Raw genomic sequence first — 15044 nt, 5'->3', positions numbered from 1 at the left:
CTAAACCATGTTTAAATCACTTTACTACCTAACATTTACTTTCACAGTATTTCTTGTATCCTGCAATAGTCAAAGTAACCCTACTACAAACGAAGGAGCCAAAACTGAAGCAGCAACAGAAATGGACGAAGCTACTTCCAAGCAGATTATCAAAACGGATAAGGCTCCCAATCCGGTAGGACCTTATAATCAGGCGATCATGGCGGGTAATACGCTCTACCTTGCCGGCCAAATTGCTATCAAGCCTGAAAGTGGTGAGATGATTACTTCCAGCATAGAAGAGGAGGCTACGCAGGTAATGAATAACCTAAAGGCGATACTAAATGAAGGAGGTATGGACATGAACAATGTTGTCCACACTACCATTTACATGACTGACCTGAACGACTTTGGCAAGGTAAATGAAATCTATGGCAGCTATTTTGATAATATGGCACCTTCACGGGTGACGGTAGGCGTAGCTTCTTTACCCAAAGGCGCGCATCTGGAAATTTCCATGATTGCTGTTGAATAAGTTCTACCCGGAACTTGTTTCTGGATCTAGCTCTAGTTTAAGGTTACAGGTTAAAAGTTGAAGGTTTGAATCATCAACCTGAAACCTTTAACTTTCCCACCACACTAAATTTTGCAAAAACCTTATCAGTATGGGGCGCATCAGGCAGTTCGTGAGTAAGGTCTTGCCCGGCCCAGTGTTCGTAATGTTTGCCCTTGTACCAGAGGCGGGAAGCACTTACATCATAAATTATTCCCTGATAAGCGATCCAGATTTCTTCCTTGTCCTGTCCGTTGCGTAGTGATAATTGTGAGTGGCTATATTCTTTTAGCATTGCTGCCATATAATATTGATTGTCCCTTAAAGGTACTTAGCGTGGTTTTGTATCCAGCGGTCAGGGAGTTCGCCTTTGGTAGCCATTTCGTAGTCTGAAGGATCACAGGGCACGATACTTTGCCGTTCCTTTACCGCTTCTACCTGTGGGTTGGGCACTTCCATCCACCATTTCTCACTTTTTTTGGCTTTGTAAAAAGTCAGTACCGAGGGTTTGGAAGGCATGGGAACAATGTATTTGATGAAGTCATTGCTTTCAAAATTACTTTCGTAAGTACGATGATAGTAACCTTCTATTATATACCAGACCATCGTAGCTATTACTGAAGCTGTCTTTTTACGCTCATTATCCCAATCAGGATTATATTCATAAAAACCAGCCGAGGTCAGCTTTTCGCTGTGCCCGGCATACCAACAAAGTTGGCAGGCCTCCTGCCCGCTAAGTCCAAAAGCCTGTGCATGGCGGTTGCCCGGCGCATCATCCATTCTGATAGCAGTAATATCAAAGCTCAGCATATCCGCTGCACGTATAACCGGCTCCATTGCATTGAGGTTTTGGTTGACTAATCCCAAGCGATAAGTATCAAAATAAAATTTATCTAGCAGTATTGGCACTGAATTATCCACCAGGTAGCTTTGGTAAGCAATATGGCTGTAGTTCAGCAAATAGTTAGGATCATGCACCAAGGTCTTGTGCAGGTGGTTTCTATGTTCATTTCCTTCAACCCCCTCAGTATTGTTAGGGTCAATATCTATAAAGGCATCTACACTCAGTACATTGATCAGCTTTTCCATACTTTCGTAGGCCTGGTACTGACCATAATCTAGATCATGTGTCCCGCCTATTAGTATTGGAAAAGTATTATGATTTATCAGTGTTTCACACACTTCTTTGATCCTCAAATAGGTCTCTTCCAGACTATGTCCACTGTTGAGATTTCCCAAATCCACAACTTTGTACGCTCCGCTACCTTTCTTAAGGTGATATAAGACCTGTCTTACACTATTGGCTGCCCGCTCTGCTCCTCCGTTCTCATGATTTCCTCTATTTTCTGATAGTCCGACGATGGCTATATCCGCTTCTTCATAGTTAGGAAATGTATCCGTATAAACTTGAATAGCACGAAAAAAGCTATTGGCAGCACTAACTTCTCTGTACACATCTGCTTCAACAGGCTGAAAGAAAATACTTAGGTTCATAGCAAAATCAAATCATTAAGTGGGGCAAATTACAAATTGCTGCGCTGGAAATGAAGTCTTTCATGTAAGCTTAAGACACAAAAAAAGGAGTGATCTCTCACTCCTTGTACTATTTGATCGGATTTTTATTAACCACCGAAATCGTCAAACCTGACATTTTCAGGTGGTACTCCCATGTCATCCAGCATTTTGAGAACGGCAGCATTCATCAAAGGAGGACCACAGAGATAAAACTCTACTTCGTCCGGCTCAGGATGATCTTTCAGATAGTTATCATACAAAGCCTGGTGGATAAACCCGGTGTACCCTTTCCAGTTATCTTCAGGAAGCGGCTCAGAAAGCGCAATATTATAAGTGAAATTTGGAAACTCTTCTTCAATCTTACGGAAGTGGTTAGTATAGAACAGCTCACGCTTTGAACGTCCACCATACCAGTAAGACACTTTACGATCAGTTTTCTCCGTATGGAAGAGATGGAAAATATGTGATCTCAAAGGAGCCATACCTGCACCACCACCTATGTAGACCATCTCACGGTCGGTAGGGTTGATAAAGAACTCACCATAAGGCCCGGAAATTGTAACTTTATCTCCTGGCTTTCTGGAGAATACATAAGAAGAGCAGATACCAGGATTGACATCCATCCACTTGCCTGCGGCTCTGTCCCAAGGCGGCGTCGCGATACGAATCGTCAACATAATGATATTACCTTCGGCAGGGTGATTAGCCATAGAATAAGCACGGAAGATAGGCTCAGGGTTCTTCATCTTCAGATCCCATAGCTTAAATTTATCCCAGTCGCTCTGATATACATCCTCGGGGTGCTCAAGCTCCGGCTTAGGTGTGATATCCATAGTTTTATAATCCACCTCAATCTCAGGAACGTCAATTTGAATATATCCTCCTGACTCAAAATCCAGTGTTTCGCCTTCAGGTAGCTTTACCACAAACTCTTTGATAAAGGTAGATACGTTGTAATTGGAGACCACTTCGCACTCCCACTTTTTGATACCAAAGATCTCTTCAGGAATACGAATACGCATATCGTTCTTGACCTTAACCTGACAAGAAAGACGCACATTCTCCTGTTGTTCTTTACGGCTCAAATGACCTACTTCAGTGGGAAGTACATCTCCTCCCCCTTCATCAATAGCACATTTGCACATGGCACAAGTACCACCGCCGCCACAGGCTGATGGTAAAAATATTTTCTCACCGGAAAGTGTAGATAGTAAGGTACTACCTGCTTGGGTGACAATAGGGTTTTTTTCATCTCCGTTGACAATGATCTTTACATCGCCCTGCTGCACCAGTTTGGATTGGGCATACAGTAGCAACATTACCAACAGCAGGATGATCAGTGTAAAAGCAATAATAGATGTTACAACAACCTGCGTCATTTGACTAGCGTGTTAGATTTATACATTAAAAGTTGGACTGCAAATATATTTAATAAATTGGGATTACGATGAATATATGTACTCAAATTCTATGCTGTACAAAATCATCCTCATAACGCATGCAAATGCAAAAAAGTTGGTAATACTAATCAAATTATCTTACTATTTCCATTACCCTAAATTCATTCTAAAGCCTATATTTGCCATTTGCCCTAACAAACCCACCTACATTATGCGCAGATTTCCCTTAAGCTTTCTCGCTTGTTTGGTCATATATGCAAGCTATGCTCAGCCCGCTATCATGCCGCACATCCTTCCACTGAAGGACAGGGCTACTACGATGGACCAGGTGCTGGAGGAGCGCTTTCACAGGCTGCTTCCCAAAATCATGGAAGAGGAAGGGATTGACATGTGGCTTGTCATAGCCCGCGAATACAATGAAGATCCGATCATCAGAACCATGCTACCCTCCACCTGGCTGTCAGCCCGTCGCCGTACTATTCTGGCTATTTATCATGAACCGGGGAGTGATTCTGTAGAGGGGCAAGCTATCGCACGCTATAATGTGGGAAATATCTTTGCCAGCGCATGGAAGCCCGAGGAGGAACCAGACCAGTGGAAGCGACTGGCAGCGGTTATTGCCGAAAAAAATCCTGAAAAAATTGGTATTAATATTTCTGAAACCTTCAATCACGCCGATGGGCTGACCAGTACAGAACATCAGGCTTTCCTGAACAGCTTATCCAAAAAATTTCAAAACCGTGTGATTTCTGCCGAGACTTTGGCGGTACGCTGGCTGGAAACCCGTACCAATACCGAACTGGCTATTTATGAGCAGGTTTGCCGCATTGCCCATACTATCATTGCCGAAGGGCTTTCGGAAAAAGTTATTCAACCGGGAGTAACTACCAATGAAGATGTAAAATGGTGGTACAGAGAACGCATTGCCGGTCTAAAACTTCAAGCCTGGTTTCACCCTTCGGTAGACATCATCAGAGCCGACCCGGAAACTGATGAGGCCAGCCGTTCTTTTGCTGCCCAGACAACTCCCAACGAAGGAGTGATCATGCCTGGTGACATGATACATATTGATTTTGGGATTACCTATCTGCGCCTGAATACTGATATGCAGCAAAATGCTTATGTGCTCAAGCCCGGAGAAACCGCCCCTCCTCAGGGACTGGTAAAAGCCCTGGAAAAAGGAAACCGGCTGCAGGATATCCTTACCTCTCATTTCGAGGAAGGCCGTACCGGTAATGAGGCCCTGCGCTTAACACGTCAACAAGCGATAGACGAAGGTTTGGTGCCCAGCATTTACAGTCACCCTATAGGTTATCATGGACACGCGGCCGGACCTGCAGTAGGAATGTGGGACAATCAGGAGGGTGTACCTTCAGGGGAGCATAAAATTTACAATAACACCTGTTATGCGATTGAGCTTAATACCAGAGTAAAGATTCCCGAGTGGAACAACAAAGAAATCCGTATGATGCTGGAAGAAACGGCTGTCTTTAAAGATGGGAAGGTGCACTACATTGATGGTAGACAAAGGGAAATGATGCTGATTCCCAGGCAGTCCTTAAATATGCAGTAGAAAAAGTAATAGTTCTAAGTGTTATGGTGCTCTTATAGTTAGTATTGGTTTATACACTTGGTTTCATTATGCTTTCATAAAAAACCTCAACCACCTGAATCCTGCCTATTCTTTTTCAGCGGAGGCTCTTTGCAGACGGTCGTTAATGGCTTTGCCGAGGCCGTATTCTGGCATAAATTCAGCCAGTATGTATTTTACAGGAAGTTTGTCTAGTTCCCTTAAGGCAGAAAAAAGCCCCTGGGCCGCCTCGTTCAGGTCACCCACTACAGATAGTGCTACCTGCCGTTCATTAGGGACCTGGGGGTAGTAGTCCTTAAGGGAAATCAGGGCAACATCTTCTTTACCATATTTACTCAGCAAATCACTTAGGTTTCCGAGGATAACTTTTTTGCCTGGTGCATAATGACTTTTGAGCATGCCCGGGGCCTTGGGGTTTAGGTTACTTTCTACTTTTTTACTGATTCTCACATTAGGCTTTCCCACTATTCCTTCAATAGTTTCCTGACTCGTACCTCCCAAGCGGTAGATTACGAGCTGCCCCTCTTCAAAACCCACAATGGTAGACTCTATACCTACTGAACATTCGCCCCCATCCAAAATATAATCTATCTTATCACCTAATTGCTCCTCTACATGAGAAGGACGGGTGGGACTGATATAACCGAAGGGATTGGCACTGGGAGCAGCAAGGGGAAACTCCAGCTTTTCTAGTAAGTCTAATGTTAATGAATGATTGGGAATTCTGACTGCCACATATTCTGAGCCTGCGGTAACTAAGTCGGGAATAATATCTTTTTTAGGAAGCAATAAGGTGAGAGGGCCGGGCCAGAAAGCACGGGCTAACTGAAAAGCCATATCCGGTATCTGCTTTACATATTTTTCTACCCGCTCAATATCATGGGTATGGGTAATCAGAGGGTTAAACGATGGGCGGTTTTTGGCAGCAAAAATTTTACTTACCGCATTAGCACTGAATGCGTTCGCAGCCAGCCCATATACTGTCTCTGTGGGGATAGCCACCAGCCCATCATTTTGAAGGTAGTGTATGGCTTGTACTATATCTTTACCTGTTTGCGCCATTTGAGGAAATATAACTCCCAATTTACGTTAATAATTCTAAATTTAGCAATCTACAATGAGCACTTCACGCAAAATAAGAATTCTGCCATATGTGTTAAGTAATTGATAGATTTGCAATAATGAATCAATACCTGGACACTCTGGGGCTGCAGCCGGGCGTTACGGAAGCTGATATCAAGAGAGCGTATCGTAGACTTGCCAAACTTTATCATCCTGATGTTAACCAAGATCCGGATGCACAGCGCAAGTTTGTAGAAATTACTGAAGCCTATAACTTTCTTCTGGCAGTTGGTGCCAAGCCCAATGCAGAACATATAAATTATGCTTACGATGCTCATGCGCGTGAGTATGCGGAACGTAGAAGAAAAGCCAGAGCATATGCCAAAGAAAAGCAAAGGCAGGCTGCCGAAGAGAAATCACGCACCTTATCTTTACTCTATAAGTATGCGGATTACCTGGTGAGTATATGCTTATTTGTCAATATACTTTTTTTGGTAGATTACCTTCTGCCTACTGTTCAAGAGGCGGAAAAAGTGATCCGGGTAACCCGCTCTTACGAAAGCGCTAACCAATACGGACAGAACCTGATTTATAAACACAGTGTAATTCATTTTGAAAACCACGCCATGCTGGTTGACAGGGAAGTAACCGATGAATGGAAGGAGGTAAGTCCTAATGCCACTATCTCTGCCACCCCTATTTTTGGTACAATTATCAGTGCTAATATTATATTGAACTCCCGACCCATAGAACTGCAGCCTATCTTTAGTGTGTATAATTTTTTCTTTTTTCTAATTCCAGCAGTTATACTTTTGAGTGTACTCTATTTTCGTTGGCCAAATACCTCAGACAACAAAATTGGCCTCATCGTCATATTATTCATGCTTTTTGTGATTCAGATGCTGGTATTCTTTACTGCCCAATGATGGCAAGGCTTTTGTCAATGATAAAATAAACTCATAATTCATAGAAATACTTCAGCATATGGCAACCAAAAAGTCACGTAACCTCATTTTATTGACCTCTGTAATTCTCGCTCTTCTCGCGGTATTGATGCAATTTGGTATCGTAATTATTCCCGGCCTGATGCAATACAAATTCTGGCTTATGGTGATCGCTTACGGATTGGTACTAGGGGCCCGATAGTTCATTCGCTACAGTAAGCTTCCAAAGCTTTTCCTGCCTGGCTATAGCCCAGGCTTGCAGCTTTTTGCCATGCCATACAGCCTTTTTCCTGCTGCTGCCTTTGCAAATAAGCTATTCCCAGAAGGTAAAAAACTTCTGCATTTTCCGCTCTCATGCCTGAGAGTAGCTCCAAGTTGTGCAATGCAGCACCCCACGCTTGTAAAGCGATATATGATTTAGTTAGGTTGAGCAATATCTCCGTATCACTACTGTCTAGCTGGTAAGCATACTCAAAATCTTGCGCAGCTTGCTGATATTCCTGCAGCATATAAAATACTACTCCACGGTTGACATATGCATCTTTAAACCCGCGATTTTTACGAATGGCCGTATCATAATCATCCAGAGCGTTTTGGTACTCTCCCAACTCCTGATATGCATTAGCACGGTAATAATAGCGCTTGTATGTAGTGCTATCTAAATCTATGGCACGACTGAAATCCGCAACAGCCTGCTCATATGATTGCTGTTCAAAATATGCGACAGCTCGCATATGATAAGCGCTACTCCACATGGGTTGTTGCTCAATTACACTATCCAGCCGGGCAATAGCTTGGGCATATTGTTTATCTTCTAACAGTGCGTTTCCCCTAAGCAATATAGCTTCAGTGTTGCTTGAGCAGGCCCCAGAAACGAATATGAGAAAAAGCAGCAGAGGTGAGAAAATTATTTTCATTGTATATGTAGTGGATATGGTAATAATTCAGTGAATAAGCAAGCTTGTTCGCCTCCGAAATGGCCTAAACATAGCTTTTTGCCAAACTTCAGCCTGAAAGCCAGCGAATATATGCTTTACTTTCAGTAAGTGCTTGCAACTTTTTAGCGTAACATAATAAGAGATACTTGCTGAAAATATGAAAAATACTTCGGCAAATAGTTGACATTACATTCCTCAAAACAGCCATAATTGGCAATCTAAAGGCACTTATCTATACTTGTACACTTGATTATTCATTATTCAATATCCTTATGCTGGAAAGAAAAATTAAATTAGAGCATTTTAAAAACCTGATAGCTGTAGCCGCTGCTGACGGCTACTTGAATTTTAGGGAACGAGAGTTTCTGTCAGAGCGTGGAGAAGAGTTTGGCCTGGAAGCTGAAGAAATTGACCATCTACTTTTAGATGCTCATCAGTTACAGTATATGGTACCTTTAAATCAGATTGAGCGTGAAGAGCAGTTAAACGACGCCATATTCATGTCAATTATTGACGGAGAAATTGCGGAAACCGAATACCAGCTTTGTTTGAATATTGCTGATAGGTTGGGTTTAGAAAAGACCTTAGTGGAAACAATGGTAGCAGAAGTACAAAAAATCTGGTCGAAATAAGGAATGCAGAAAACTTACTATATGAGCAGGTGGTCCGGGCCACCTGCTTTTTTATTGTAACTACATATAGCTGATGATGCTATCCCCAAATTCAGAGCACTTCAACAAAGTAGCTCCTTCCATCAGACGCTCAAAGTCATAAGTCACTTTCTTATTGGCAACAGAGCCTTCCAATCCTTTTCTAATCAGCGCAGCCGCTTCGGTCCAGCCCATATAGTCAAGCATCATAGCACCGGAAAGAATTACTGAACCAGGGTTTACTTTATCCTGACCAGCATATTTAGGTGCTGTACCATGCGTAGCTTCGAAGATTGCACTGCCTTCATTATAGTTAATGTTCGCCCCGGGAGCAATACCGATACCTCCCACAATGGCTGCCAGGGCATCAGAGATATAATCACCGTTAAGGTTCAATGTAGCTACTACTGAGTACTCAGCAGGACGCAACAGGATTTGCTGTAAAAAGGCATCAGCAATCACATCCTTGATAATCACCTTGTGACCGTCTTGCTCAATGATCTGCCAGGGACCACCTTCGTAGTCTTTCGCGCCATATTCTCTTTTGGCCAGGTCGTATCCCCACTGCTTGAAGGCTCCTTCAGTAAACTTCATAATATTACCTTTATGTACCAGCGTAACTGAAGGTAGCTTATGAGTAAGCGCATAATCAATAGCACCTTTCACCAGGCGCTCCGTTCCTTCTACAGAAACTGGCTTTACGCCCAGAGAGGTAGTTTCAGGGAAACGAATATTTTTCACCCCCATTTCATTGATCAAAAAGTTCTTCACTTTATCACACTCCGGCGTACCGTTCATGTATTCTATGCCAGCATAGATATCTTCGGTATTCTCACGGAAGATCACCATATCAGTGGCACCGGGATCTTTTACCGGAGAGGGAGTTCCTTTGTACCAGCGTACCGGACGCACACAGGCATATAGGTCAAGCTCCTGACGAAGGGCCACATTCAAGGAGCGGATACCACCACCTACGGGAGTAGTCAGTGGGCCTTTGATACCAACCAGATATTCTCTGAAAGCATCTAATGTCGCTTTAGGCATCCATTCTCCACTATCATTGTACGCTTTTTCTCCGGCAAGCACCTCTTTCCAGACAATACTTTTGCTACCGTTGTATGCTTTCTCCACTGCTGCGTCCAATACTTTCTGAGCAGCAGGCCAGATGTCTACACCGATGCCATCGCCTTCAATAAAAGGGATTATAGGTTGGTCAGGTACATTCAGTTGACCGTTGTTGATTGTAATCTTTTGTTCACTCATTGATTGATGAGGTTTGGTATTTAAAAAAAATTTCGGGCAAATTAAACAATTTTCAATGGCTTAATGAAGTCTTAGCCAAGAATTGCCAATATAACAATACTTTCTGAACAAACACTTTGAGTCCAACACAGGTTGTAGTGACTGTTTGCTTTAATGAACTGAGATTTAGCATGAGTGCTTCTAAGATTACTATCTTCTGGTTTCGCCGTGATCTGCGATTTGAAGATAATACTGCCCTTTACTATGCCCTGAAGGACCAACAGCCAGTCCTTCCCCTTTTTATTTTTGATAAGAATATTCTGGAGGATCTGGAAAATCCTGAAGATGCCCGCGTCACTTTTATTTATGATACAGTAAAAGAAATGCGAGACCGGCTTAAGGAAAAGGGGAGCACCCTGCTCATAAAATATGGTAAACCTTTGGATGTCTATGAAGAGTTGCTCAAGGAATATGATATTGCCAATGTATATACTAACCGTGATTATGAGCCTTACGCGAAAGAAAGGGATGATGCACTAGATAAGCTACTCTCTGCGCATGACATACTTTTTATCACCTGCAAAGACCAGGTGATATTTGAGAAAGATGAGATCCAAACTAATGATGGAGGATTTTATAAGGTGTTTACGCCCTACAAGCGCGCCTGGCTGGACAAATTCTCACGGACCGAGATTTCTCCACACTCTTCCGCACTTAAGTTTGACAACTGGCACCAGGCCAAAAAAGAGGATAGCATGCCAAGCCTGGAAGATATGAATTTCAAGCGTTCATCTGTGGACATTCCCAGCAGCGATACTGACGAAGATGTCATTAAAAAATATGACAAAGCCCGGGATTTTCCCGCTGAGCAAGGTACCAGCCGCCTGGGGATTCATCTTCGTTTTGGAACAATTAGCATCCGGAAGTTGGTAAATGAAGCCCAAAAACTCAACGATACTTTTCTAAATGAACTAATCTGGCGGGAGTTTTATATGCAAATCCTGCATCATAATCCACAGGTAGTAGACAAAGCTTTCAAACCGCAGTACGACAAAATCAATTGGAGAAACGATGAAGAAGCGTTTAAACGCTGGTGTGAGGGAAAAACCGGTTACCCCTTAGTAGATGCCGGCATGCGACAGCTTAACGAAATTGGTTATATGCATAACCGTGTGCGGATGGTTACTGCCAGTTTCCTGACCAAGCACCTGCTCATTGACTGGCGCTGGGGCGAGGCTTACTTTGCGGAAAAACTTTTGGATTACGAGTTGGCTAACAATAACGGGGGCTGGCAGTGGGCTGCTGGTAGTGGCGTGGACGCACAGCCTTATTTCAGAATCTTTAATCCTTACAGCCAGACTGATAAGTTTGACAAAGCGCGGGAATACATTAAGCGCTGGGTGCCGGAAGTAGATACCGATGACTATCCTGAACCGATGGTAGATCATAAAGAAGCCAGAGAAAGGGCACTGAAAGAATATAAAAAGGCGGTGGGGAAGGATTGAGAGAAATGGGCATGCATGCCATTCACTTCATTTATGGTAAGGTACTTTTGAACTGTTGCGCTTTTGCAAAGCGTACTTATTTGCATTTACAACGCTATTCACATCATAGATGCTGAGATACATGAGTACTGGTTGCAAATGAGCATCAAAATTTGTGCATTCCATTCAAATCCACTGCATCAGTTTTAGGACTTTTCCTAAATTGCGCCCTGTGAAGAAATTTCTCTTTATTTTCATCGCATTTACCTTACTGCTATCAACGGTAGAAGCGCAGCCTCAGTTTGAAGATTCGGTACGCGATGCAAATATGCGCCAGGCAGGTTCGGCACGCGTTGCAAACGCGCGCCTGGTGGTGGATCAGGCAAAACTCAATCGTTATCTGATTTTTGGAGGAATAGGCTACGCTGCCGCGAATGTGGGGTTGTATTCGCTCTGGTACAGAGATCAGCAAAGCCAGTCATTTCAGTTTTTTGATGACAGCCCGCAATGGAAGCAGGTAGATAAGCTGGGACATTTTTACTCTGCTTTTCAGCTCAGTCATTTGGGAAGTCATGCTTTTCAAAGTGTGGGCTTGGCGGAGCGGAAAAGCCAGTGGTATGGAGCGCTGGCAGGCAGTTTGATGTTGCTTCCGGTAGAATTATTTGACGGTTTTTCTGAAGCTTATGGCTTTTCCTGGAGCGATGTAGCTGCCAATAGCCTGGGAGCACTCTTGCTTCCGCTACAATATGAAGTCTGGAAAGAAGTGCGCATACAGCCTAAGTTCTCCTTTCACCGCACTGACTTTCCTTCACTGCGCCCCAATACTTTAGGCAAAAGCTGGAACGAAGAAATCCTGAAAGATTACAATGGACAAACCTACTGGTTCTCTTTTGATCTTTATCGTTTTTTTCCTGACTCAGGTATACCTAAATGGCTTAACGTAACACTCGGTTACGGAGCGGAAAATATGGTCTATGCCAGAACTTCGCAAAACGAGGAATACGGCTTACAAGCTTACCGCCAGTATTATCTTGCGCCGGATCTTGACCTTAGCCATTTTCGCCAGCCTCCTACCACTTTTGGCAACAAGTTGCTCAACGGAGCACTGTATATAGTGAATCTTATCCATTTACCCGCTCCTACTCTGAGTTACGAAGAAGGCAAAGGCCTCCGTTTCTATCCTCTATATTTTTAAAGCTTTAGGAAGTCAGCCTTAGCGCTTACCTTTGTATATTGTTTTAACAACCTTAAAGACCCATCATATGAACATAGGAGATAAAGTCAGGATGCTGCGCGGCAGCGAAGAAGGCGTCATCACCCGCTTTCTGGATAAAGGATTGATAGAAGTAGAAATTGAAGACGGCTTCCCTATTCCGGTGATGCGGGAAGAGGTGGTAGTGATCGCTAAAGAAGAAGCTGACTATTTCCGGCGGGAGGAAGCCCCCAGAACTTCAAAACCTGCTACTACCCGGGAAGAAATAAAAAAGGTAAAAACCGGACAGGGGGTTTATCTGGCTTTTGTGCAGTTCAATGATAAGCAGCTCAGTGCTTATTTTGTCAATGCTACGGAATTTGACATGCCTTATCTGATTGGGGAGGAAGCCAACGAAAATTTCAAGGGAATTACGGCCGGAATGGTCAATGCCAATAACTATGTAAAGATCAAAGATGTACTGGTCAGCGAGTTTGACCAATGGCCTACCCTGGTGATTCAGAGCTTATTTTATCGCAACGGCTACTATAGTTTGCGTGAACCGCTTACCCGTAAGATGAAGTTCAAGGCTTCTACCTTCTTCAAAAGTCAGCGTCAGGCTCCCTTGCTCAACAAGCCAGCTTTCTTATTTCAACTGGATGAAGGTGGTGCCGGAGGCAAACCTATTAACCCTGATAAGGTCAAAGAAAGAATTTATGCCAACACTCAGGAGCAGGATGTAGCTAACAGTATCACCTTCAGTCGCCCACCCAGCCAGGTAGACCTGCACATAGAAAAGCTCACCAAAAACTATGATACCATGAATAATAACGATATGGTGGAGCTGCAAATCAAAACTTTTGAAGACGCACTGGACAAAGCGATAGCTACGGGTATGGATGAAATCACTTTTATCCATGGGGTAGGGAATGGCACCCTCAGAAATCAGATTCATAAAAAATTGTCTAAAATGGAAGGCATCAAATACTTTGAAGATAGCATGAAAGAAAAATTTGGCTACGGTGCCACGCTAGTTCGGATCAAATAACGTTATCCTTTGTTAGTGGATAAATCACGCTTTTGATCAAACAGTACGTAAAATGAAATATTGGATAGCGATTTTTGCCATATGCATCTTATCAAGTAGCAGCATCAGCTTCGCTTTTTCTCAGGATACCACCCTTGTCCAGACCTATTACGATTCTGCCCAGACCATGCTGAGAGAGAAGTACTACATCCTCAATGAGGACAGCACACAGGTTCAGGGGCTTTATCAGAAATATTATGACAATGGAAGCCTGGCTGCTGCTGCACGTTTTGAAAAAGGAAAGCTATATGGCGCGCTAAAAGACTACTATACTGATGGCTCTCTCCAAAGGCTTACCCCCTATGAAGAAGGTATCAAAAATGGTGAAGTGGTAGTATTTAGCCCCGAAGGCGATACCATACAGGTCGCTACTTATATCAACGATACCCTTCAGGGCGATTTGCGCCTTTACTATAATGACGGTACACTTAAGAATAAAACACAGTTTGTAAACGGTAAGCCTGATGGGCCTATTGAAGCCTATTACCCTAATGGCAATTTGCAGGAAGTCATTACCTATCAGGGTGGTAAGCAGCATGGACCAGCCAAACGCTATTATGAAGACGGTAGTTTGCGGTCAGAATTTACCTACCAAAATGCTGTGATAAATGGGCTAGTCACCGAATACCACCGCAATGGTGAAATCGCTGATAAAACCATTTTCCGCAAAGGACAGCGCCACGGCAGTTCACAATCCTTTAGTAGGGAAGGGCAGTTACTACGAGATGAATACTACAAAGAGGGCTTCCTGGATGGAGAAGTTAAATATTATTATCCGGATGGCACGCTCAAAATGGAGAGCACTTACCGCAATGGCAAGGAGGCAGGTGAGCGTAAAACCTACTATGAAAATGGTGAGCTTTCTTCAATCGTAACTCATGTTGAAGGCGTAAAAACTGAAAAGCAATACTATGAGGATGGTACACTAAAAGCTGAACGCTCATACAATAATGAAAAAAAGCCTACTGGCACCTGGAAGACATATTATGTTGATGGTAAACCAGAAAAAGAAGAAACCTACGCAAATGGGGTGCAACAAGGCGCTACAATTACCTATTACCCTGGCGGTAGAATCAAAAGCACCCAGGATTTTAACAAAGGCCGAAAAACCGGAACAGGGAAAGAATATTACCCTTCAGGAGAGTTAAAAAGTGAAACTGCCTATTACTACGGAGTTGCACAGGGAACCTATCGTGCCTACCATGAGAGTGGCCAACTGGCAGAAGAAGGCATGTATAATGGAGGTAAAAAAGTAGGGAAATGGACTACTTACGATCAAGAGGGCAATATATTAGAGACGCAGAATTACGAAAGCAACAAATAAGCTCATGTAAAGCCTGTATTTTTTGAGTATAGCAGGTATTTTTGTATCTAGTTTGATATAACGTATTTTTTTTCTTTACATAT

General features: G+C 43.2%; 15 protein-coding genes. 9 read left to right on the top strand and 6 right to left on the bottom strand.

From position 1 onward, the window contains the following. Nucleotides 1-7 precede the first annotated feature (7 nt). A complete protein-coding gene (locus OKW21_RS00645) occupies nt 8-514 on the top strand; it encodes a RidA family protein (RefSeq protein ID WP_338130021.1) in 507 nt (168 codons plus the stop codon). A gap of 73 nt (nt 515-587) precedes the next feature. On the opposite strand, the gene OKW21_RS00640 is transcribed toward OKW21_RS00645, so the two are convergent. From OKW21_RS00640 to nqrF, 3 genes are all read right to left on the bottom strand, one after another. After that, a complete protein-coding gene (locus OKW21_RS00640) occupies nt 588-836 on the bottom strand; it encodes a cytochrome b5 domain-containing protein (RefSeq protein ID WP_277476405.1) in 249 nt (82 codons plus the stop codon). A 17-nt stretch (nt 837-853) separates the two neighbouring features. Beyond that, nucleotides 854-2026 (bottom strand): formimidoylglutamase, encoded by a 1173-nt coding sequence (locus OKW21_RS00635; protein WP_277476404.1) that lies wholly within the window; start codon nt 2024-2026, stop codon nt 854-856. 128 nt (nt 2027-2154) lie between these two features. Continuing rightward, nucleotides 2155-3426 (bottom strand): NADH:ubiquinone reductase (Na(+)-transporting) subunit F, encoded by a 1272-nt coding sequence (nqrF, locus tag OKW21_RS00630; RefSeq protein ID WP_277476403.1) that lies wholly within the window; start codon nt 3424-3426, stop codon nt 2155-2157. 232 nt (nt 3427-3658) lie between these two features. On the opposite strand from nqrF, the gene OKW21_RS00625 reads away from it, so the two are divergent. After that, nucleotides 3659-5020: a M24 family metallopeptidase gene (locus tag OKW21_RS00625; protein WP_277476402.1), complete on the top strand. Its 1362-nt coding sequence runs from the start codon at nt 3659-3661 to the stop codon at nt 5018-5020. A 105-nt stretch (nt 5021-5125) separates the two neighbouring features. Here OKW21_RS00625 and OKW21_RS00620 read toward each other — a convergent pair whose 3' ends face one another. Then, nucleotides 5126-6100 (bottom strand): L-threonylcarbamoyladenylate synthase, encoded by a 975-nt coding sequence (locus OKW21_RS00620; protein ID WP_277476401.1) that lies wholly within the window; start codon nt 6098-6100, stop codon nt 5126-5128. Nucleotides 6101-6219: 119 nt separating this feature from the next. Between OKW21_RS00620 and OKW21_RS00615 the strand changes: the two genes are divergently transcribed. Both OKW21_RS00615 and OKW21_RS00610 read left to right on the top strand, forming a co-directional pair. Beyond that, nucleotides 6220-7026: a J domain-containing protein gene (locus OKW21_RS00615; RefSeq protein ID WP_277476400.1), complete on the top strand. Its 807-nt coding sequence runs from the start codon at nt 6220-6222 to the stop codon at nt 7024-7026. Between the two features lie 58 nt (nt 7027-7084). Further along, nucleotides 7085-7246 (top strand): hypothetical protein, encoded by a 162-nt coding sequence (locus OKW21_RS00610; protein WP_277476399.1) that lies wholly within the window; start codon nt 7085-7087, stop codon nt 7244-7246. Between the two features lies 1 nt (nt 7247). On the opposite strand, the gene OKW21_RS00605 is transcribed toward OKW21_RS00610, so the two are convergent. Further along, complete coding sequence (locus tag OKW21_RS00605; protein WP_277476398.1) at nt 7248-7961, bottom strand: tetratricopeptide repeat protein; 714 nt, start codon at nt 7959-7961, stop codon at nt 7248-7250. Between the two features lie 293 nt (nt 7962-8254). Between OKW21_RS00605 and OKW21_RS00600 the strand changes: the two genes are divergently transcribed. Beyond that, the gene (locus tag OKW21_RS00600) at nt 8255-8614 is read left to right on the top strand and encodes a hypothetical protein (RefSeq protein WP_277476397.1); all 360 of its coding nucleotides are present in this window, start codon (nt 8255-8257) and stop codon (nt 8612-8614) included. Nucleotides 8615-8674: 60 nt separating this feature from the next. On the opposite strand, the gene icd is transcribed toward OKW21_RS00600, so the two are convergent. Beyond that, nucleotides 8675-9895, bottom strand: a complete 1221-nt coding sequence (gene icd / locus OKW21_RS00595) for an NADP-dependent isocitrate dehydrogenase (protein WP_277476396.1) — start codon at nt 9893-9895, stop codon at nt 8675-8677. A 170-nt stretch (nt 9896-10065) separates the two neighbouring features. Here icd and OKW21_RS00590 point away from each other — a divergent pair, with 170 nt between their 5' ends. From OKW21_RS00590 to OKW21_RS00575, 4 genes are all read left to right on the top strand, one after another. After that, nucleotides 10066-11379: a cryptochrome/photolyase family protein gene (locus tag OKW21_RS00590; RefSeq protein ID WP_277476395.1), complete on the top strand. Its 1314-nt coding sequence runs from the start codon at nt 10066-10068 to the stop codon at nt 11377-11379. Between the two features lie 211 nt (nt 11380-11590). After that, nucleotides 11591-12553 carry a DUF2279 domain-containing protein gene (locus tag OKW21_RS00585; protein WP_277476394.1) on the top strand — a complete coding sequence of 321 codons (963 nt, stop codon included), beginning with the start codon at nt 11591-11593 and terminating at the stop codon, nt 12551-12553. Nucleotides 12554-12620: 67 nt separating this feature from the next. Beyond that, the gene (locus OKW21_RS00580; protein ID WP_277476393.1) at nt 12621-13598 is read left to right on the top strand and encodes a DUF2027 domain-containing protein; all 978 of its coding nucleotides are present in this window, start codon (nt 12621-12623) and stop codon (nt 13596-13598) included. A gap of 52 nt (nt 13599-13650) precedes the next feature. Then, nucleotides 13651-14961, top strand: coding sequence for a toxin-antitoxin system YwqK family antitoxin (locus OKW21_RS00575; RefSeq protein ID WP_277476391.1), 1311 nt, complete (start codon nt 13651-13653; stop codon nt 14959-14961). Nucleotides 14962-15044: the final 83 nt, after the last annotated feature.

It is taken from the genome of Catalinimonas alkaloidigena, assembly GCF_029504655.1.
Lineage (GTDB): Bacteria > Bacteroidota > Bacteroidia > Cytophagales > Cyclobacteriaceae > Catalinimonas > Catalinimonas alkaloidigena.
This window is presented reverse-complemented; position numbering and strand designations above follow the sequence as displayed.

Excerpts from the sequence above, each read along its gene's own strand:
- OKW21_RS00645 (WP_338130021.1), top strand. The coding sequence starts at position 8 with ATGTTTAAATCACTTTACTACCTAACATTTACTTTCACAGTATTTCTT.
- OKW21_RS00580 (WP_277476393.1), top strand. The coding sequence starts at position 12,621 with ATGAACATAGGAGATAAAGTCAGGATGCTGCGCGGCAGCGAAGAAGGC.
- OKW21_RS00615 (WP_277476400.1), top strand. The coding sequence starts at position 6,220 with ATGAATCAATACCTGGACACTCTGGGGCTGCAGCCGGGCGTTACGGAA.
- OKW21_RS00605 (WP_277476398.1), bottom strand. The coding sequence starts at position 7,961 with ATGAAAATAATTTTCTCACCTCTGCTGCTTTTTCTCATATTCGTTTCT.
- OKW21_RS00600 (WP_277476397.1), top strand. The coding sequence starts at position 8,255 with ATGCTGGAAAGAAAAATTAAATTAGAGCATTTTAAAAACCTGATAGCT.
- nqrF (WP_277476403.1), bottom strand. The coding sequence starts at position 3,426 with ATGACGCAGGTTGTTGTAACATCTATTATTGCTTTTACACTGATCATC.
- OKW21_RS00620 (WP_277476401.1), bottom strand. The coding sequence starts at position 6,100 with ATGGCGCAAACAGGTAAAGATATAGTACAAGCCATACACTACCTTCAA.
- OKW21_RS00635 (WP_277476404.1), bottom strand. The coding sequence starts at position 2,026 with ATGAACCTAAGTATTTTCTTTCAGCCTGTTGAAGCAGATGTGTACAGA.
- OKW21_RS00590 (WP_277476395.1), top strand. The coding sequence starts at position 10,066 with ATGAGTGCTTCTAAGATTACTATCTTCTGGTTTCGCCGTGATCTGCGA.
- OKW21_RS00640 (WP_277476405.1), bottom strand. The coding sequence starts at position 836 with ATGGCAGCAATGCTAAAAGAATATAGCCACTCACAATTATCACTACGC.
- icd (WP_277476396.1), bottom strand. The coding sequence starts at position 9,895 with ATGAGTGAACAAAAGATTACAATCAACAACGGTCAACTGAATGTACCT.
- OKW21_RS00610 (WP_277476399.1), top strand. The coding sequence starts at position 7,085 with ATGGCAACCAAAAAGTCACGTAACCTCATTTTATTGACCTCTGTAATT.
- OKW21_RS00625 (WP_277476402.1), top strand. The coding sequence starts at position 3,659 with ATGCGCAGATTTCCCTTAAGCTTTCTCGCTTGTTTGGTCATATATGCA.
- OKW21_RS00575 (WP_277476391.1), top strand. The coding sequence starts at position 13,651 with ATGAAATATTGGATAGCGATTTTTGCCATATGCATCTTATCAAGTAGC.